Origin of the sequence: Sphingobium baderi (assembly GCF_001456115.1) — a bacterium.
Taxonomy (GTDB): domain Bacteria; phylum Pseudomonadota; class Alphaproteobacteria; order Sphingomonadales; family Sphingomonadaceae; genus Sphingobium; species Sphingobium baderi_A.
Map to the genome: position 1 here is coordinate 3947396 of NZ_CP013264.1, position 14217 is coordinate 3961612.

Genomic DNA, 14217 nt, shown 5'->3' on the forward strand with positions numbered 1-14217 from the left:
TCAGTCCTTATCTTCGCGTTGCGCGCCAGAGGGCGACTGGTCCCGAACACCGATATGGCGTTCCCAAAGGTCCGGCCGCCTTAGCCGTGTGTCATCTTCCGCCCTTTGTTTCCGCCAGGCGGCGATCTTCGCATGATCCCCCGATCGCAACACTTGCGGGATCGTGCGCCCTTCCCACTCAGCGGGCCGGGTATAGTGCGGATATTCAAGAAGGCCGCTTTCGAAGCTTTCCTCATCCCCGCTGGAAGCCGCGCCCATTACACCGGGAAGCAGCCGAACGCAAGCATCCAGCAGCATCAATGCGCCCATCTCTCCGCCCGACAATATGATGTCACCCATGGAGAGTTGTTCGACCGGTCGGCCTTCGAAAATACGCTCGTCGAAACCTTCGAACCGGCCGCAGAGAATCGTCGCGCCCGGCCCCGCCGCCAGATCGCGCACCCGCGCCTGCGTGACGGGCGCGCCGCGCGGCGTCATGGCGATGACGGGAAGATCGGGGCGGCGCTCCAGCGCATGATCGACAGCGCTGGCGAGAATGTCGACGCGCAGCACCATGCCCGCTCCGCCGCCCGCAGGCGTATCGTCCACGGTGCGGTGCCTGTCGGCCGCGAAGTCGCGGATATGGATGGGATCACAGACCCACCTTCCCTCTGCCAGCGCCCGTCCGGCGAGCGAATGGCCGAGCGGGCCGGGAAATATCTCAGGATAGAGGGTCAATATCTGCGCGGTGAAGCTCATCGCGCCCTCATGCAGCAACGCAGACCCATGCCCGCAAGAGACGCGACCGCCCCCACCCCCAGAACCAACCAGCCAATAGCGCGTGCCAGATCGTCAAAGCCCTGCGGCGGGCGGACGACAGTGGGCAGAATGAAGAAGGCGGGCACAATCGCCACTACGCCAAGCAGGATCGCCAGCCGCACCGCCCAATGCCAGGGCGCGCCCCACAAAGCCCAGCCGATCGCGATCAACACCACCGGGTAGAGAATGGCCAGAAATGTCTGCATGGCCCGAAGGCTCAAGCCGCGAAGGCCGCTTCGATCACGGCTTGGCCATCGGCCAGCGTGACGGCGTGCATCGGGGCCATGAAGCGTTTGCCATTCGGGCGCTCGACCTCGATAATATCGCCCGCGCCGAAATTCTCGACCGTGACGATTGCGCCCAGCGCCTCACCGTCGCTGGAAATGCAGGGCAGGCCGATCAGGTCGACATGATAATATTCGCCCTCGTCCAGGTCCGGCAGGGCGGAACGCGCGATGGTGAGTTCGGTGCCGCGCAGGGATTCCGCGTCGCTGCGATTGCCGACCTCGGCAAAGCGCGCCACCGCGCCATTGGGACCGGGGCGCACCGACTTCAACGTCAGCGTGCGCCCTGCCACCTCGAAGCTCTTGTAGCTTTTGAGCGTGTCGACGCCCTCGCCAAAGAGCTTCAGACGGACTTCGCCCGCCACACCATGCGCGCCGATGATGACGGCCAGAGTGACGGGCTTGTCGGTCAAGAGGTTCAGCCTTCGGCCTGCTCTTCAGCGGGCGCTTCGGGAGCAGCTTCCGCAGCGGCTTCGGGGGTCGCTTCGTCCAGGGCTTCCGCGACGACTTCGACGGTTTCGGCTTCAGCGGCCGCCTTTGCGGCTTCCTCGGCTTCGGCGGCCTTGCTGGCGCGTTCCTCGGCGCGGTCCTTGGCCTTCTGGCCCGGCTCCGCCTTGTTGGGATTGTTGCGGGCAGCGCGTTCCTTCACGCCCGCGGCGTCGAGGAAGCGGGCCACGCGGTCGGTCGGCTGCGCGCCAGCGGCCACCCAGTGCTTCGCGCGCTCGACGTCGAGGATGACGCGCTTTTCGTCGCCCTTGGGCAGGACGGGGTTGTAGCTGCCGATGCGCTCGATGAACTTGCCGTCACGCGGCGCGCGGCTGTCGGCCACGACGATGCGGTAATAGGGACGCTTCTTGGAACCGCCGCGCGAAAGACGAATGGACGTTGCCATATAAACCAACCTTACCTTTCTGTAATATTATAATATATTGAAAACACTTATTTCTTCATGAAATTCTGAAAACCCGGCGGTAATTTGGGCATGTTGCCGCCAAGCCCGCCAAGGCCCGAAAGATCCGGCGCTCCGGCCCCGCCATCGGGACCGCCCGCGCCGCCCAGCATCCCGCCAAGGCCGCCACCGCCGAACATCTTGGCCAGCCCCTTGAGACCGCCCATCTTGCGAATCTTCTTCATCGCCGTTTCCATTTCCTGATGCATTTTCAGGAGACGGTTGACTTCCTGCACCGTGGTGCCGGAGCCTTTGGCGATACGAATCTTACGCTTGGCGTTGATAAGGGCGGGCCTTTCCCGCTCCTTGAGCGTCATGGAGCCGATCATGGCGTCCAGGTGCAGCAGCGTCTTATCGTTCGCGCCGCTGTTCGCCATCGCCGCCTGCGCCTTCTTGAGGCCCGGGAGCATGCCCGCCAGCGCGCCCAGACCGCCCATGCGGCGCATCTGGTTGAGCTGGCCGCGCAGGTCGTTCATGTCGAACTGACCCTTGGCCATTTTCTTGGCGAGCTTGTCGGCTTCCTCGGCGTCGATTGTCTCGGCCGCCTTTTCGACCAGCGACACCACGTCGCCCATGCCAAGGATGCGCTGCGCCACGCGCTGCGGATGGAAAGGCTCAATGGCGTCGAGCTTTTCGCCGGTGCCCGCGAACTTGATCGGGCGGCCGGTGACGGCGCGCATCGACAGCGCCGCGCCGCCGCGCGCATCGCCGTCCATGCGGGTGAGGACCACGCCGGTCAACGGCACCTGCGCGGTGAAGCTCTGCGCGACGTTGACGGCGTCCTGACCCGTCAGCGAATCGACCACCAACAGGATTTCGGCCGGATCGCTCGCATCGGCGACCGCCTTCATCTCGTCCATCAGCGCCTGATCGACGTGCAGGCGGCCAGCGGTGTCGAGCATCACCACATCGAAGCCCTGAAGCTTCGCGGACTGGAGCGCGCGCTGGGCGATTTCGACCGGCTGCTGGCCGGGCACGATGGGCAGGGTCGCCACATCGGCCTGCTGCCCCAGCACGGCCAACTGCTCCTGCGCGGCGGGGCGCTGGACGTCGAGCGACGCCATCAGCACCTTCTTGCGCTCCTTGTCCTTCAAGCGCTTGGCGATCTTGGCGGTGGAGGTGGTCTTGCCCGACCCCTGAAGGCCGACCATCATGATGACGGCGGGCGGGGTCACGTCGATCAGCAGCTCGGAGGTTTCGGACCCCAGCACGGCGGTCAGCGCGTCACTGACGATCTTCACCACCTGCTGGCCCGGCGTCACCGAGCGCAGGACATTCTGGCCGACGGCCTGTTCGGTCACATCGTCGACGAACTGACGCACGACCGGCAAGGCGACATCGGCTTCGAGCAACGCGATTCGCACCTCGCGCATCGCGGCGCGGACGTCGTCCTCCGTGAGCGCGCCGCGCCCCCGAAGCTTGTCGAATACGCCGCCCAGACGATCGCTTAGCGAATCGAACATCATCACCTCAATGGGGCCGAGTGGCCCGAAAAACCGTGCATACCCATCAAACGACAAAATCGCCGGCGGGCGAAACCTCGCCGGCCAGCGTCCATATAAAGCGCCACCTGCGCCCATGGATATATCAGGGTATCAGACAGCAGAGCCGCCCGATTGCGAGCGCGCCTTTAGCGCAGCCCCGGCCAAAGCGCAACCCGCCCGCCACATTGCGACGGCAGCAGCCGCGGCAATCCCGATAAGATAAGGCTGGCCCAATAGGGAAGGCTGGTATTCCCGCCCTATCCCCACTAGATGCACGCCCATCATGGGACGCTTTTCGAAGATGCATGGCCTCGGCAACGACTTCGTGGTGATCGATGCGCGGGATGGCGCGGTCGAGATGACGGCGTCGCGCGCCCGCGCCATTGCCGATCGCCATGCGGGCATCGGCTGTGACCAGTTGATCCTGATCGGCGCGTCCGAGCGCGCCGACGTGTCGATGCGGATTTTCAACGCGGACGGCAGCGAGGTGGAAGCCTGCGGCAACGCGACGCGCTGCGTGCCGCTGTTCGTGGGCCGCGACGTGCGGATCGAAACGAAGGCGGGCCTGCTCGACGCGAAGGGCGTGGAAGGTGGCGCAAGCGTCGACATGGGCGCGCCGCGCTTCGACTGGGATGCCATCCCGCTGGCTTATGCCATGGACACGCTGACCATGCCCGCCAGCTGGGAAGACCTGCCCGCGCCCGCCGCCGTCAATGTCGGCAATCCCCACGTCATCTTTTTCTGCGACGATCTGGATGTGGTCGATATTCCGCGCCTGGGTTCGATCATCGAGAATGATCCCCTCTTTCCTCAGCGCGTGAACGTCAATTTCGCGGAAGTCGCGGGCGACAATCATCTGCGCCTCATGGTCTGGGAGCGCGGTGCGGGCCTGACGCGGGCCTGCGGCACGGGCGCCTGCGCCACCGCCGTCGCGGCGATTCGGAGCAAGCTCATGGCTGGTCCCGTGACGGTCAGCCTGCCCGGCGGCGACCTTGCGATCGACTGGACGCCGGGCGGCACCATTCGCATGACCGGCCCGGCCACTCATGTCTTTAACGGCGAGGCTGACTGGACCCGCTTCTAGATGCCCAGTCCTTCCCGAAACGCGCCTGAAATCATCACGCTGGGCTGCCGCCTCAACATCGCGGAGAGCGAGGCGATCCGCGAAATGGCGCAGGGTCAGGATGACCTGATCGTCGTCAATAGCTGCGCCGTCACCGCCGAGGCCGTGCGGCAGGCGCGGCAAGCCATACGCAGAGCGCGGCGCGAGCGGCCCGAAGCGCGGATCATGGTGACGGGCTGCGCGGCGCAGACCGAGCCTGCGACCTTCGCCGCCATGCCCGAAGTGGACGCCGTGCTGGGCAATCGGGAGAAGATGGAAGCCGGTTCCTATCGCCCGTTCGTGTCGGGCGGTGGGGCACGGGTGCGCGACGGTTTCCCCCCTGCGCTCGACACGAACGGCGCTGGCGCCGCGCTCCATGTCTCCGACATCATGGCCGTGCGCGACACCGCGCCGCATATGGCAAGCGCCTTTGCCGAACACGCCCGCGCCTTCCTGGAGGTGCAGAATGGCTGCGACCATCGCTGCACCTTCTGCATTATCCCCTATGGTCGGGGAAACAGCCGCTCCGTCCCGGCAGGCGCGGTGATCGACAAGGCGAAGCAACTGGTGGACGCGGGCTATCGGGAAATCGTCCTTACCGGCGTGGACGTCACCAGCTATGGCCCTGACCTGCCCGGCAGCCCCTCGCTCGGCCTGCTCATCGAACGCATATTGAAGGGCGTGCCGGATCTGCCCCGCCTGCGCCTGTCCTCGCTCGACAGCGTGGAAATCGATGAGCGGCTGTTCGACATCCTCGCTCATGAACCACGTATGATGCCGCATTTGCATCTGTCGCTGCAATCGGGTGACGACATGATCCTCAAGCGCATGAAGCGCCGCCACACCCGCGCCGATTCCATCCACATCGTCCAGCGCCTGAAAAGCGCCCGCCCGGAGATCAGCATCGGCGCGGACATCATCGCGGGTTTCCCGACCGAGGACGAGGCGATGTTCGAAAACAGCCTGCGTCTCGTGTCGGAGTGCCGCATCGTCCACGGCCATATCTTCCCATACTCGCCCCGCACAGGCACCCCCGCTGCCCGAATGCCGCAGGTGGATCGCTTGCGCGTCAAGGCCCGCGCCGCCCGCCTGCGCGAGGCTTGCGCGGAGGAACGCGGCCGCTGGCTTCAAAGCCTGGTCGGCACGACCCAGGCCGTGCTGGTCGAGCGCAACGGCGTCAACGGCCATGCCGAAAATTTCGCGCCCGTCCGCTTCGCGACGCCGCACCCCTCCTCCTCCATCGTCCGGGCCATCATCACGGGGCTTGAGAAGGACGCGCTGATCGCGCAAGAGGCGCTTGATGACTGAATCCGGCAATAGCTGGCGCGACCGCCTGTTCGGCGGCCTCAAGCGCACATCCGACAAACTCGGCGACAATCTCACCGGCCTTTTCACCAAGGCCGCGTTGGACGAGCAGACGCTGGACGAGATCGAGGAAGCGCTGATCGTCAGCGACCTTGGCCCCGCCATGGCCGCCCGCGTGCGCGAGCGCCTGTCCGAAGGGCGCTACAACCGCGAACTGACCGAGGAATATCTGCGCGAGATCATCGCGGAGGAGATCGAGAAGGTGCTGGCCCCGGTCGCCCGTCCGCTGGAGATCGAAGCCTTCCCGCGCCCACAGGTGATCCTCGTCATCGGCGTCAACGGTTCGGGCAAGACCACCACCATCGCCAAGCTGGCCAACCTGCTCCTGGAGCAGGATTATGGCGTGATGCTGGCGGCGGGCGACACCTTCCGCGCGGCGGCGATCGGACAACTCAAAGTCTGGGCCGACCGGCTCGGCATCCCCATCGTGGCGGGCAAGGAAGGCGGCGACGCGGCCGGCATCGTCTTTGATGCGGTTCGCCAGGCCACCGCGACCGGCATCGACGTGCTGATCGTGGACACGGCGGGACGCCTTCAGAACAAGACCGAGCTGATGGACGAGCTGGCGAAGATCCGCCGCGTGCTCGGCCGGTTGAACCCGGCGGCGCCGCATGACGTTGTGCTGGTGCTGGACGCCACCACGGGACAGAATGCATTGAGTCAGATCGAGGTGTTCAAGGAGGTGGCGCAGGTCACCGGCCTCGTCATGACCAAGCTGGACGGCACCGCGCGCGGCGGCGTGCTGGTCGCGGCGGCGGACAAATATCACCTGCCCATCCATGCCATCGGCGTCGGCGAGAAGATCGAGGATCTGCGCCCCTTCGACGCCGTGGATATGGCGAAAGCGATTGCGGGAACGGCCTATGCGCGCTGAGAGGATGACGGAAGGTTCTTCCATATGACTGAAACCAATTCCACGCCCAAACCTGCCCACAATGGCACGCTCAGCCTGATGCTCGATTTCGGGCCGCTACTGGTCTTTTTCCTGACCTATAAAGGGGCGGGCTGGTTTTGGGGCGCGGGCAACCCGATCACCGCGATGACCTTCAGCACGGCCGCCTTCATGGCCGCAATCGTGATTGCTGTCATCCTGTCGAAGGTGAAGCTGGGCCGCGTGTCGCCGATGCTGTGGCTGTCGGCGCTGCTGATCCTCTTTTTCGGTGGTCTCACCATTTATTTCCACGACCAGAGTTTCATCCAGATCAAGCCGACCATCATCTACGCTTTTTTCGCGCTGATGCTGTTCGCGGGACTGGTGCGCGGCAAGGCGCTGCTCAAATATCTGTTGCAGGCGGCCTATGACGGCCTGACCGAGGAAGGCTGGCTCAAGCTGTCGCGCAACTGGGCGCTGTTCTTCGTCGGCATGGCCGTGGCGAATGAAGTCATGCGCCGTTCGATGAGCTTCGACGCATGGCTGGCGGTCAAGGTGTGGGGCGTCACCATCGTGTCGATCGTCTTCGCCGCAGCCAATATCCCGATGCTGATGCGCCACGGCCTCGACATCGGGGACAAGCTGGACAGCGAAGATATCGGCGAAACCACGCCGCCGCAGGGATGATGGCGAGCGCCGTCCGGCGCCCGCCACGCCGGTTCAGGTGAAGTTGACCATGCAATAGAGCATCGCCAGCGACAGCAGGGTATTGGTCCGGCTGGCGATCATCGCCGTGGCCGCGGCCTTTGCCTTCGCCGCATCTTCAGCGGGAACGATGCCCAGCGCCTTCTTCTGGTTCGGCCAGATCACGAACCAGACATTGGCCGCCATGATGAGCGCCAGCCACATGCCGATGCCGATCAACAGGAAAGGCCCCTGCAACGTCAGCGCCTGCACGAGATATCCCGCCAGCCAGGCGACGATCAGGCCGGTCAGCACCGTGAACGCAGCCGCCCAGCGGAAGAAGAACAGGGCCGACGGCGCGATATGTTTCGACACGCCCGGCTTCAGTTCGGCCGGAATGCTCGGCATGGTCGGGATCTGCACGAAGTTGAAATAATAGAGCAGCCCGATCCAAGTGATGCCGAAGAACAGGTGCAGCCAGCGGAATATGCTGTTGGCGTCCACCAGTCCGGCATGGGCGCCGAACATGACGACGATCGCGAGCAACAGACCCGCCGCGAGCACGAGATGCAGATTTCCGAAGAATTTTGCCATGGCCCTACCCCCAGATTATCGTTCACCGCCACATTTTCCGGGCGGCCTAACCGGGAATATTAGGGTATCGTTACGCCCCTGTCACATGGATATTTCCGCAAGCCTGAAAGAAAATATCTTTTTCCCGCCGCGCGATGAGACTGCTAGTGGCTCGGGAGCCTTCCGGCCGCATCGTCGTTATGCGGTCATCCCATCATGAACCCGAGGAGTTCCGACATGGCTTTTGTTCTGCCTGACCTGCCCTATGCCAAGGATGCCTTTGGCGACATTCTTTCCGCTGAAACCTTCGATTATCACCATGGCAAGCATCACAATGCCTATGTCGTGAAAGCCAATGAGCTGGTCGCCGCCGATCCCGCGCTTCAGGGCAAATCGCTGGTCGAGCTGATCAGGTCGTCCGAGGGCGGCCTGTTCAACCAGGTCGGACAGATCTGGAACCACACCTTCTACTGGCAGTCGCTCTCACCCAGCAAGACTGCGCCCAGCGGCAAGCTGCTCGACCTCATCAACGACGCTTTCGGTTCGGTCGACGCCCTGATCGAAAAGCTGAAAGCCGAAGCCGTCGGCCACTTCGCCAGCGGCTGGGCCGCGCTGATCCTGAAGGACGGCAAGCTGGAAGTGACCAGCTACCATGACGCCGACACCCCGGTCGCGCATGAAGGTCATGCGCCGCTGCTGATCCTCGATGTGTGGGAACATGCCTATTATATCGACTATCGCAACGCCCGGCCCAACTATGCCGACCGCGTGCTCAAGGAAGCGATCAACTGGGACTTCGCCGCCCAGAATCTTGACGGCAACGGCGTGAACCGCGCCGACCAGCCGGCCTGACAAGAATTGCGCCCGCCGCCAGGACCGCGGCGGGCGTTTTTCCTGATTTTTCCGATCCATAAGGCCGACCGCGAACCTTTTCTTAACCGGTTTTGGGGACTATGTTCCGTCAAATATGGGAACATGGAATGGATTTCGCCGAACTACGTCGGCAGCATGATGAAATCAGCGAAACGGCAAAGCGGATCGCAGTCATCATCACCCAGAGCAGTCAACCCGTCGGCGTCAGCCAGCTTCGCTGGCAGCTTGCGCGGCAATTAATGACTCATCTCGCGCTGGAAGACCGCTTTCTTTACCCCGCCATGCAGCGCTGCCCGGACAGGAAAGCGCGTGAAACCGCCTCGAACCTCCAGGCCGAAACCGGGCAGTTGGCGGAAAGCTTTTCCCACTACATGTCCTCATGGAACGAGGATCGGATGATCCGGGAATGGCCAGCTTTCTGCACGGAAACACGGGCGGTTCTCGACGCGCTGGCAGACCGGGTGACACGGGAAAACCGGATGCTTTATCCGCTCGCTGAACAGATGGCGCAGCAGGACCATCCCGTTTCGGCCCTCCGCGCCGGTTGATTGCTTAGTCAGCAGGCGAGGCCAGGTCGAGATCGCGGGCCAGGTCATCCAGATCCGCGCCGGGCCGCACCAGCAGCCATTCGCGGCTATCCGCGCCGTTGACCACGGTTACCGCGCCCTTGGGGCAAATGCCCAGACAATTGACCTCGACGATGCCGGCAGCCGCCTTGCGACCCTTTTTGAGCTTCAGGCGGCGGCGCAGCGCCTTGGCCAGCCGTTCATCCCCATTGGGGCCGAAGCCGCCGTCCAGCTTCTTCGAGCATTTGCGGCAGACCAGAACCGCGTTGGACCAGTTCGACCGGACGTGATCTTTCAATCCGCCCGCTCCCGCGGCTTCCATGTCCGCCGCTCTTCAGCCGCGCGCAGCACTTCATAGGCGGCCTGGATGGTCTGGAAACGGATGGCGGCCTGTGCGTCGCCGGGTTTCACATCGGGGTGGTTTTCCTTGGCAAGGCGACGCCAGCTTTTCTTCACTGCCTCGAAATCGACGTCATCCTCAAGCTCCAACGCCTTGAGGGCATTAAGCTCGTCGCGCGAACGGCTGCCATCTCCGGGGCCGCCCCAGCCATGATAGGCGCTCGACTGATAGCCGTTCGCCTCCCGCTGCTCGTCCCGTTCGCGCTGTTCCCGCTCCTCCTGATCGAGGCCCTGAAAATAGTCCCAATTGCGGTTATATTCCCCGGCATGATCCGCGCAGAAGTACCAGCGTTCGCGGCTGTTGGGCGATTTGGGCGCAGGGCAATCGCCGGGCCGGTCGCAACCGTGCCGGTCGCACAACCGCACCGCCTGCGCCTCACGCGTCGCGCCATAACTGCGCCAGCGGGGAAAGCCCCAGTCATTCGATCGCCCGTTTCGTGCCATATCACCAAATTAGGAAAGCGGAGCGACAAACGCCACCCCGGAGAAATCAAAATGCCAGAGGGCCTGTAAGCCGGGTTCTGTCCACCCCTTGCGGGGATAGGCGACCATTCCTCTAGGGGACGGATTGCTCCGCCCCTCAAGCAACCAACCCGGGCGGTCTCGGCCGAAACAGGCCTAGCAGTCGAGCTGCGCGCCGCCCCTATTCGGTCTTGCTCCCGGTGGGGTTTACCGTGCCGTCTTCCGTTGCCGGAGACGCGGTGCGCTCTTACCGCACCCTTTCAATTTCGCCTGCCCGAAGGCTTAGTCTCAAAGACTGGGCGACCTGCTTTCTGTTGCACTGTCCCTTGGATCACTCCAGCCGGCCGTTAGCCGGCACCGTCATTTCGTGGAGCCCGGACTTTCCTCGCCGTGAAAGTACCTCTCCACGCCGCGGTCGCCCGGCCCTCTGGCACGGCGGCCTATACAGGCACAGCATGCCTCAGTCATCCCCCATCGGTTTGGGCAGCAATAAGGCCAGCAGGATAGCGCGGCATTCCCCGTCGACGATCCCGTCGATCAGTTCCGGCCGGAAGCGCCGCTGAAAGGCGACCACGGCTGCCTGCGGCTCGGCAATGTCATAGCCGAACCGCTCCAGCGCCAGCATGAAACCGCCGTCCGACCAATGCGGGTCCATCAGGTTCTTCGTCGGGCGCGGCAGGGCCAGGCGCAGGCGGGCGAGCTGCCCCCAGGGGAAAAGCTCGCCGGGGTCCTGCTTGCGCGCGGGGGCGATGTCGCTGTGACCGACGATATTGCCGCGCGTGATCTTCCGCCGCTGCACGATGTCGTGGATCAGCGGGATCAGCGCGCTCATCTGCGTCTCCGGGAAAGGGCGGTATCCCCATTCATGGCCGGGATTGACGATCTCTATCCCGATGCTGGCGGAATTCACGTCGTCGATGCCGCGCCAATGGGATCGGCCCGCATGCCATGCGCGCTTTTCCTCATCCACCATATGAATGATCTGCCCGTCCTCGGTCACGACATAATGCGCCGAAACCTTCGATTCCGGGTTGGCGAGCCAGTTGATCGCGCTCGCCGCGTCCGGCATCCCGGTATAGTGCAGCACCAGCAGGGATATGGGCAGGCTGCGCTCGTCGAAATTGGGCGAGGGCGTTTCGATCATCGGAATATCTGTCATCGGGAAAGGCCAGTCACCACAAGCTCTCGATCATCGCGCCCTTTCCGGCTCACTTTTCATGAAGCGGCTTCTGTCGGGACAATGGCGTAGAGCCGCCCGTCAATCAAGCATGGTGAAGCGGAAAGCCCGCCTTGACGATCATATCCCCTGCCGCATCGGCCCGCCCGCGCAGGCCGACAGGGACACCGGACGGCGATAAGCGCCCCTGAATTGGGGATGCGCGACGAAGGGGTCGCCATGCCCCATCGCCGTTTCCCCCGCGCCCAGCAACAGGACGGAATGATCGTGACTGTGCCGTGTGAGCAGATCGAACATTCGTTGCCGACGGTCGTGCGCGAAATACAGCATCACATTACGGCACAGCAGAAGATCATAGGCGCCGGTGGGCGCAAGGGGGGCGAGCAGATTATCCCGCCGGAAATCGATCATCCCGCGCAATCGGGCATGGGCGCGCCAGCCGCCCGCGACCGGTTCGAACCATTGGATGAGGTCATTGACGGCCAGTCCCCTCTGAACATCCATTTGGGGGAATATCCCGGCCCGCGCGCGCTCGATCGCGGTTGCGGAAATATCGGTGGCCAATATCTCCACGCGCCAATCGCCCCAGCGTTCCGCGTCGTTGCAAAGCTGGATGGCGAGCGAATAGGCCTCTTGCCCGGTGGAGCAGCCCGCGCTCCAGATACGCAAGCGACGGTCCTGCCGGCGCGCATGGATGTCCGGCAATATCTGCCCCCGGATCATCTCGAAAATCTGGAGGTCGCGGAAAAAACTGCTTTCATTGTTCAGCAGCGCATCGACGACTTCCGCCTCCAGGCGCGGATCGCGGTGACGCGCCAGATGCGCCGCGAGCGTCTCCACATCCTTGAAGCCATGGACGCGCAGCATCGGCTTGAGCGCGGTTTCCGCCCGCCATCCCCGCTGGGGCGATAGACGCTGTCCCGTCCGGTCCTCCAGCAAATCGGACAACAGGCGGATGCCGCCATCCTGCATGGACGATCCCGAAGGCACGGCGGCCGTCAAGAGCGTATCTTCCCCTGCCGCGCGACAAAAGCCATGATCGTTCGCGGCTCAAGCAGCGCGCAGCTTAGTCCCGCAGAGGCGACCGCCCCGGGCATTCCCCATACGACGCTGCTGGCTTCGTCCTGCGCGACGATCCAGCCGCCAGCGGCCACGATTTCCCTTGCTCCCGCCGTCCCGTCGCGCCCCATGCCGGTGAGGACGATGCCTGCGCCGCCCGCGCCATAGATTTGCGCGATGCTGGAAAACATGGGGTCCACACCCGGCAGATTGCCCGATGGTGTGCGTTCGGGCGTGAGCTGGACGCATATCCGCCGCCTCAGATCGCGCCGCAGCCGCAGATTGGCGTCACCCGGAGCCACATAGACCGTATCGGGTTCCAGCACGTCGCCCTGCTCTGCAACCTTGACCTTGAGGCTGGTCATGAGCGCCAGTTGCTGCGCGAAATAAAGCGTGAAGCTTGCAGGAAGGTGCTGGGTCAGCAAAATCGGCACGCCCAAAGGCTCGGAAAGACCCGCGAACAGCAGGTTCAGCGCATGGATGCCGCCCGTCGACGCGCCAATCCCCAGGCAAGCCAGCGGAAGGGCGGCCGAAGCCACAGCCATTGGCGGCGGGGGCCGTTGCGGCTCCGTTTCCCGTTCCGGCAGAGCCAGCAAATTGCCATGCAGCAGCCGTTTGAGCCGTTCAATCAACGCCTGCGGGAATTGCTCGCCGAAGCTGCCGCTGTGCGGTTTGGACAGGATATCGCTTGCGCCAAGGGCAAGGGCCTGGACAGCAACGGCGCTTCCCGCCTCGCAATTGCCCGAGAGGATCGCCACCCTGGCGCGCGGACACGCCTGAAGAATGGCAGGCAGCGCCGCCAGTCCGCTCTGACCGGGCAATTCTATGTCCAGCAACACCAGATCGACCGGGAACTCCGCAAGATAATGCAGGGCCTGTTCGGCATTATTGATCTTCTGCACGACGGTGAAGGCCGGATCGCTGTTCAATATCCGTTCGATGACGGTGCGGACGACCACCGAATCGTCGACCACCAGCACGCGCGCGACCGGAACGGCGGCGGCTGTGTTATGGAGGATCGGAACAATGGCATTCATGGACGAAGAAACTTTCCGAACGGGAACAACAAGAGATCGGACGCTGGCAGACGATCCTGCTGCGCTGCGTTATATCCGATGCATGTCTCTCCAGTCTTTATCATGCCGTTTTCGCGGAAGCGGCTCCCGTTTTGCGCCGCTTCAGATCACACCGACGATGGCCAGCTTGCTTTCCAGCGTTTCGCGATCGAAAGGCTTCATAACATATTCGTCGGCCCCCGCCTCGACCGCCGCCTTTATGTGACCGATGCCATTTTCGGTCGTGCAGAATATGACCTTGGGCCGCGTATCGATCCGAGCGCTGGACAAGGCCCTGAGGAATTCCATGCCGCTCATCACCGGCATGTTCCAATCCAGCAAGACCACGTCCGGGGCCGATTCTTCGCACTGGATCAACGCATCCTGCCCGTCCACCGCCTCGCGAACCGACAGGTCGAGCGATTCCAGTATATGGCGTGCGACTTTACGTATGACCTTGGAGTCGTCGACCACCAGGCAGCTTTTCATGATGCGTCCCTTGCGTTTTTTCTTGTT

General features: G+C 63.6%; 18 protein-coding genes and 1 other RNA gene. 6 read left to right on the top strand and 13 right to left on the bottom strand.

The annotated features are described in order from the left end of the window. The 5 genes from trmD to ffh are packed head-to-tail and all read right to left on the bottom strand — an operon-like array spanning position 1 to position 3497. Positions 1 to 738 (bottom strand): tRNA (guanosine(37)-N1)-methyltransferase TrmD, encoded by a 738-nt coding sequence (gene trmD / locus ATN00_RS19295; RefSeq protein WP_062067927.1) that lies wholly within the window; start codon positions 736 to 738, stop codon positions 1 to 3. After that, the gene (locus ATN00_RS19300; protein WP_062067929.1) at positions 735 to 1004 is read right to left on the bottom strand and encodes a hypothetical protein; all 270 of its coding nucleotides are present in this window, start codon (positions 1002 to 1004) and stop codon (positions 735 to 737) included. Before ATN00_RS19300 ends, trmD begins: the two co-directional genes overlap by 4 nt. Before the next feature lie 11 nt (positions 1005 to 1015). Beyond that, entirely contained in the window at positions 1016 to 1495 is a 480-nt protein-coding gene (rimM, locus tag ATN00_RS19305; protein ID WP_062067931.1) for a ribosome maturation factor RimM, read from the bottom strand. 5 nt (positions 1496 to 1500) lie between these two features. Beyond that, on the bottom strand, positions 1501 to 1974 hold the full coding sequence (gene rpsP, locus ATN00_RS19310; protein WP_062067933.1) for a 30S ribosomal protein S16: 474 nt from the start codon (positions 1972 to 1974) through the stop codon (positions 1501 to 1503). A 47-nt stretch (positions 1975 to 2021) separates the two neighbouring features. Further along, positions 2022 to 3497: a signal recognition particle protein gene (ffh, locus tag ATN00_RS19315; protein ID WP_062067935.1), complete on the bottom strand. Its 1476-nt coding sequence runs from the start codon at positions 3495 to 3497 to the stop codon at positions 2022 to 2024. 298 nt (positions 3498 to 3795) lie between these two features. Between ffh and dapF the strand changes: the two genes are divergently transcribed. Genes dapF through ispZ form a run of 4 tightly spaced genes read left to right on the top strand, consistent with a single transcriptional unit; the run spans position 3796 to position 7540 of the window. Next, complete coding sequence (dapF, locus tag ATN00_RS19320) at positions 3796 to 4599, top strand: diaminopimelate epimerase (RefSeq protein WP_197413757.1); 804 nt, start codon at positions 3796 to 3798, stop codon at positions 4597 to 4599. Then, positions 4600 to 5925: a tRNA (N(6)-L-threonylcarbamoyladenosine(37)-C(2))-methylthiotransferase MtaB gene (gene mtaB / locus ATN00_RS19325; RefSeq protein WP_062067939.1), complete on the top strand. Its 1326-nt coding sequence runs from the start codon at positions 4600 to 4602 to the stop codon at positions 5923 to 5925. After that, the gene (gene ftsY, locus ATN00_RS19330) at positions 5918 to 6856 is read left to right on the top strand and encodes a signal recognition particle-docking protein FtsY (RefSeq protein ID WP_062067941.1); all 939 of its coding nucleotides are present in this window, start codon (positions 5918 to 5920) and stop codon (positions 6854 to 6856) included. The genes mtaB and ftsY overlap by 8 nt, the downstream gene beginning before the upstream one ends. Before the next feature lie 24 nt (positions 6857 to 6880). Next, positions 6881 to 7540 carry a septation protein IspZ gene (gene ispZ, locus ATN00_RS19335; RefSeq protein WP_062067943.1) on the top strand — a complete coding sequence of 220 codons (660 nt, stop codon included), beginning with the start codon at positions 6881 to 6883 and terminating at the stop codon, positions 7538 to 7540. Between the two features lie 33 nt (positions 7541 to 7573). On the opposite strand, the gene ATN00_RS19340 is transcribed toward ispZ, so the two are convergent. Beyond that, the gene (locus ATN00_RS19340) at positions 7574 to 8131 is read right to left on the bottom strand and encodes a urate hydroxylase PuuD (protein ID WP_062067945.1); all 558 of its coding nucleotides are present in this window, start codon (positions 8129 to 8131) and stop codon (positions 7574 to 7576) included. Positions 8132 to 8347: 216 nt separating this feature from the next. Here ATN00_RS19340 and ATN00_RS19345 point away from each other — a divergent pair, with 216 nt between their 5' ends. Continuing rightward, entirely contained in the window at positions 8348 to 8962 is a 615-nt protein-coding gene (locus tag ATN00_RS19345; protein WP_062067947.1) for a superoxide dismutase, read from the top strand. Between the two features lie 128 nt (positions 8963 to 9090). Then, the gene (locus ATN00_RS19350) at positions 9091 to 9531 is read left to right on the top strand and encodes a hemerythrin domain-containing protein (protein WP_062067949.1); all 441 of its coding nucleotides are present in this window, start codon (positions 9091 to 9093) and stop codon (positions 9529 to 9531) included. 4 nt (positions 9532 to 9535) lie between these two features. Here ATN00_RS19350 and ATN00_RS19355 read toward each other — a convergent pair whose 3' ends face one another. The 7 genes from ATN00_RS19355 to ATN00_RS19385 form a co-directional block, all read right to left on the bottom strand. Further along, positions 9536 to 9871 carry an NADH-quinone oxidoreductase subunit NuoE family protein gene (locus ATN00_RS19355; protein WP_062067951.1) on the bottom strand — a complete coding sequence of 112 codons (336 nt, stop codon included), beginning with the start codon at positions 9869 to 9871 and terminating at the stop codon, positions 9536 to 9538. Further along, positions 9844 to 10392, bottom strand: coding sequence for a J domain-containing protein (locus ATN00_RS19360; protein WP_062067953.1), 549 nt, complete (start codon positions 10390 to 10392; stop codon positions 9844 to 9846). Before ATN00_RS19360 ends, ATN00_RS19355 begins: the two co-directional genes overlap by 28 nt. A 50-nt stretch (positions 10393 to 10442) precedes the next feature. After that, positions 10443 to 10841: RNase P RNA component class A (rnpB, locus tag ATN00_RS19365), an RNA gene on the bottom strand. A gap of 29 nt (positions 10842 to 10870) precedes the next feature. Then, positions 10871 to 11569, bottom strand: coding sequence for an N-acetylmuramoyl-L-alanine amidase (locus ATN00_RS19370; protein ID WP_062067955.1), 699 nt, complete (start codon positions 11567 to 11569; stop codon positions 10871 to 10873). Positions 11570 to 11707: 138 nt separating this feature from the next. After that, positions 11708 to 12559 (bottom strand): CheR family methyltransferase, encoded by an 852-nt coding sequence (locus tag ATN00_RS19375; protein ID WP_062069014.1) that lies wholly within the window; start codon positions 12557 to 12559, stop codon positions 11708 to 11710. 26 nt (positions 12560 to 12585) lie between these two features. Continuing rightward, the gene (cheB, locus tag ATN00_RS19380; protein ID WP_062067957.1) at positions 12586 to 13683 is read right to left on the bottom strand and encodes a chemotaxis-specific protein-glutamate methyltransferase CheB; all 1098 of its coding nucleotides are present in this window, start codon (positions 13681 to 13683) and stop codon (positions 12586 to 12588) included. Between the two features lie 141 nt (positions 13684 to 13824). Further along, positions 13825 to 14190, bottom strand: a complete 366-nt coding sequence (locus tag ATN00_RS19385) for a response regulator (RefSeq protein WP_062067959.1) — start codon at positions 14188 to 14190, stop codon at positions 13825 to 13827. Between the last annotated feature and the right edge of the window lie 27 nt (positions 14191 to 14217).

Bases quoted from the DNA above. Each gene is read 5' to 3' on its own strand.
- ATN00_RS19345 (WP_062067947.1), top strand. From the start codon at position 8,348: ATGGCTTTTGTTCTGCCTGACCTGCCCTATGCCAAGGATGCCTTTGGC.
- ATN00_RS19300 (WP_062067929.1), bottom strand. From the start codon at position 1,004: ATGCAGACATTTCTGGCCATTCTCTACCCGGTGGTGTTGATCGCGATC.
- mtaB (WP_062067939.1), top strand. From the start codon at position 4,600: ATGCCCAGTCCTTCCCGAAACGCGCCTGAAATCATCACGCTGGGCTGC.
- ispZ (WP_062067943.1), top strand. From the start codon at position 6,881: ATGACTGAAACCAATTCCACGCCCAAACCTGCCCACAATGGCACGCTC.
- ATN00_RS19360 (WP_062067953.1), bottom strand. From the start codon at position 10,392: ATGGCACGAAACGGGCGATCGAATGACTGGGGCTTTCCCCGCTGGCGC.
- ffh (WP_062067935.1), bottom strand. From the start codon at position 3,497: ATGATGTTCGATTCGCTAAGCGATCGTCTGGGCGGCGTATTCGACAAG.
- ATN00_RS19370 (WP_062067955.1), bottom strand. From the start codon at position 11,569: ATGACAGATATTCCGATGATCGAAACGCCCTCGCCCAATTTCGACGAG.
- ATN00_RS19355 (WP_062067951.1), bottom strand. From the start codon at position 9,871: ATGGAAGCCGCGGGAGCGGGCGGATTGAAAGATCACGTCCGGTCGAAC.
- cheB (WP_062067957.1), bottom strand. From the start codon at position 13,683: ATGAATGCCATTGTTCCGATCCTCCATAACACAGCCGCCGCCGTTCCG.
- ATN00_RS19340 (WP_062067945.1), bottom strand. From the start codon at position 8,131: ATGGCAAAATTCTTCGGAAATCTGCATCTCGTGCTCGCGGCGGGTCTG.
- ATN00_RS19385 (WP_062067959.1), bottom strand. From the start codon at position 14,190: ATGAAAAGCTGCCTGGTGGTCGACGACTCCAAGGTCATACGTAAAGTC.
- ftsY (WP_062067941.1), top strand. From the start codon at position 5,918: ATGACTGAATCCGGCAATAGCTGGCGCGACCGCCTGTTCGGCGGCCTC.
- rpsP (WP_062067933.1), bottom strand. From the start codon at position 1,974: ATGGCAACGTCCATTCGTCTTTCGCGCGGCGGTTCCAAGAAGCGTCCC.
- ATN00_RS19350 (WP_062067949.1), top strand. From the start codon at position 9,091: ATGGATTTCGCCGAACTACGTCGGCAGCATGATGAAATCAGCGAAACG.
- ATN00_RS19375 (WP_062069014.1), bottom strand. From the start codon at position 12,559: ATGCAGGATGGCGGCATCCGCCTGTTGTCCGATTTGCTGGAGGACCGG.
- trmD (WP_062067927.1), bottom strand. From the start codon at position 738: ATGAGCTTCACCGCGCAGATATTGACCCTCTATCCTGAGATATTTCCC.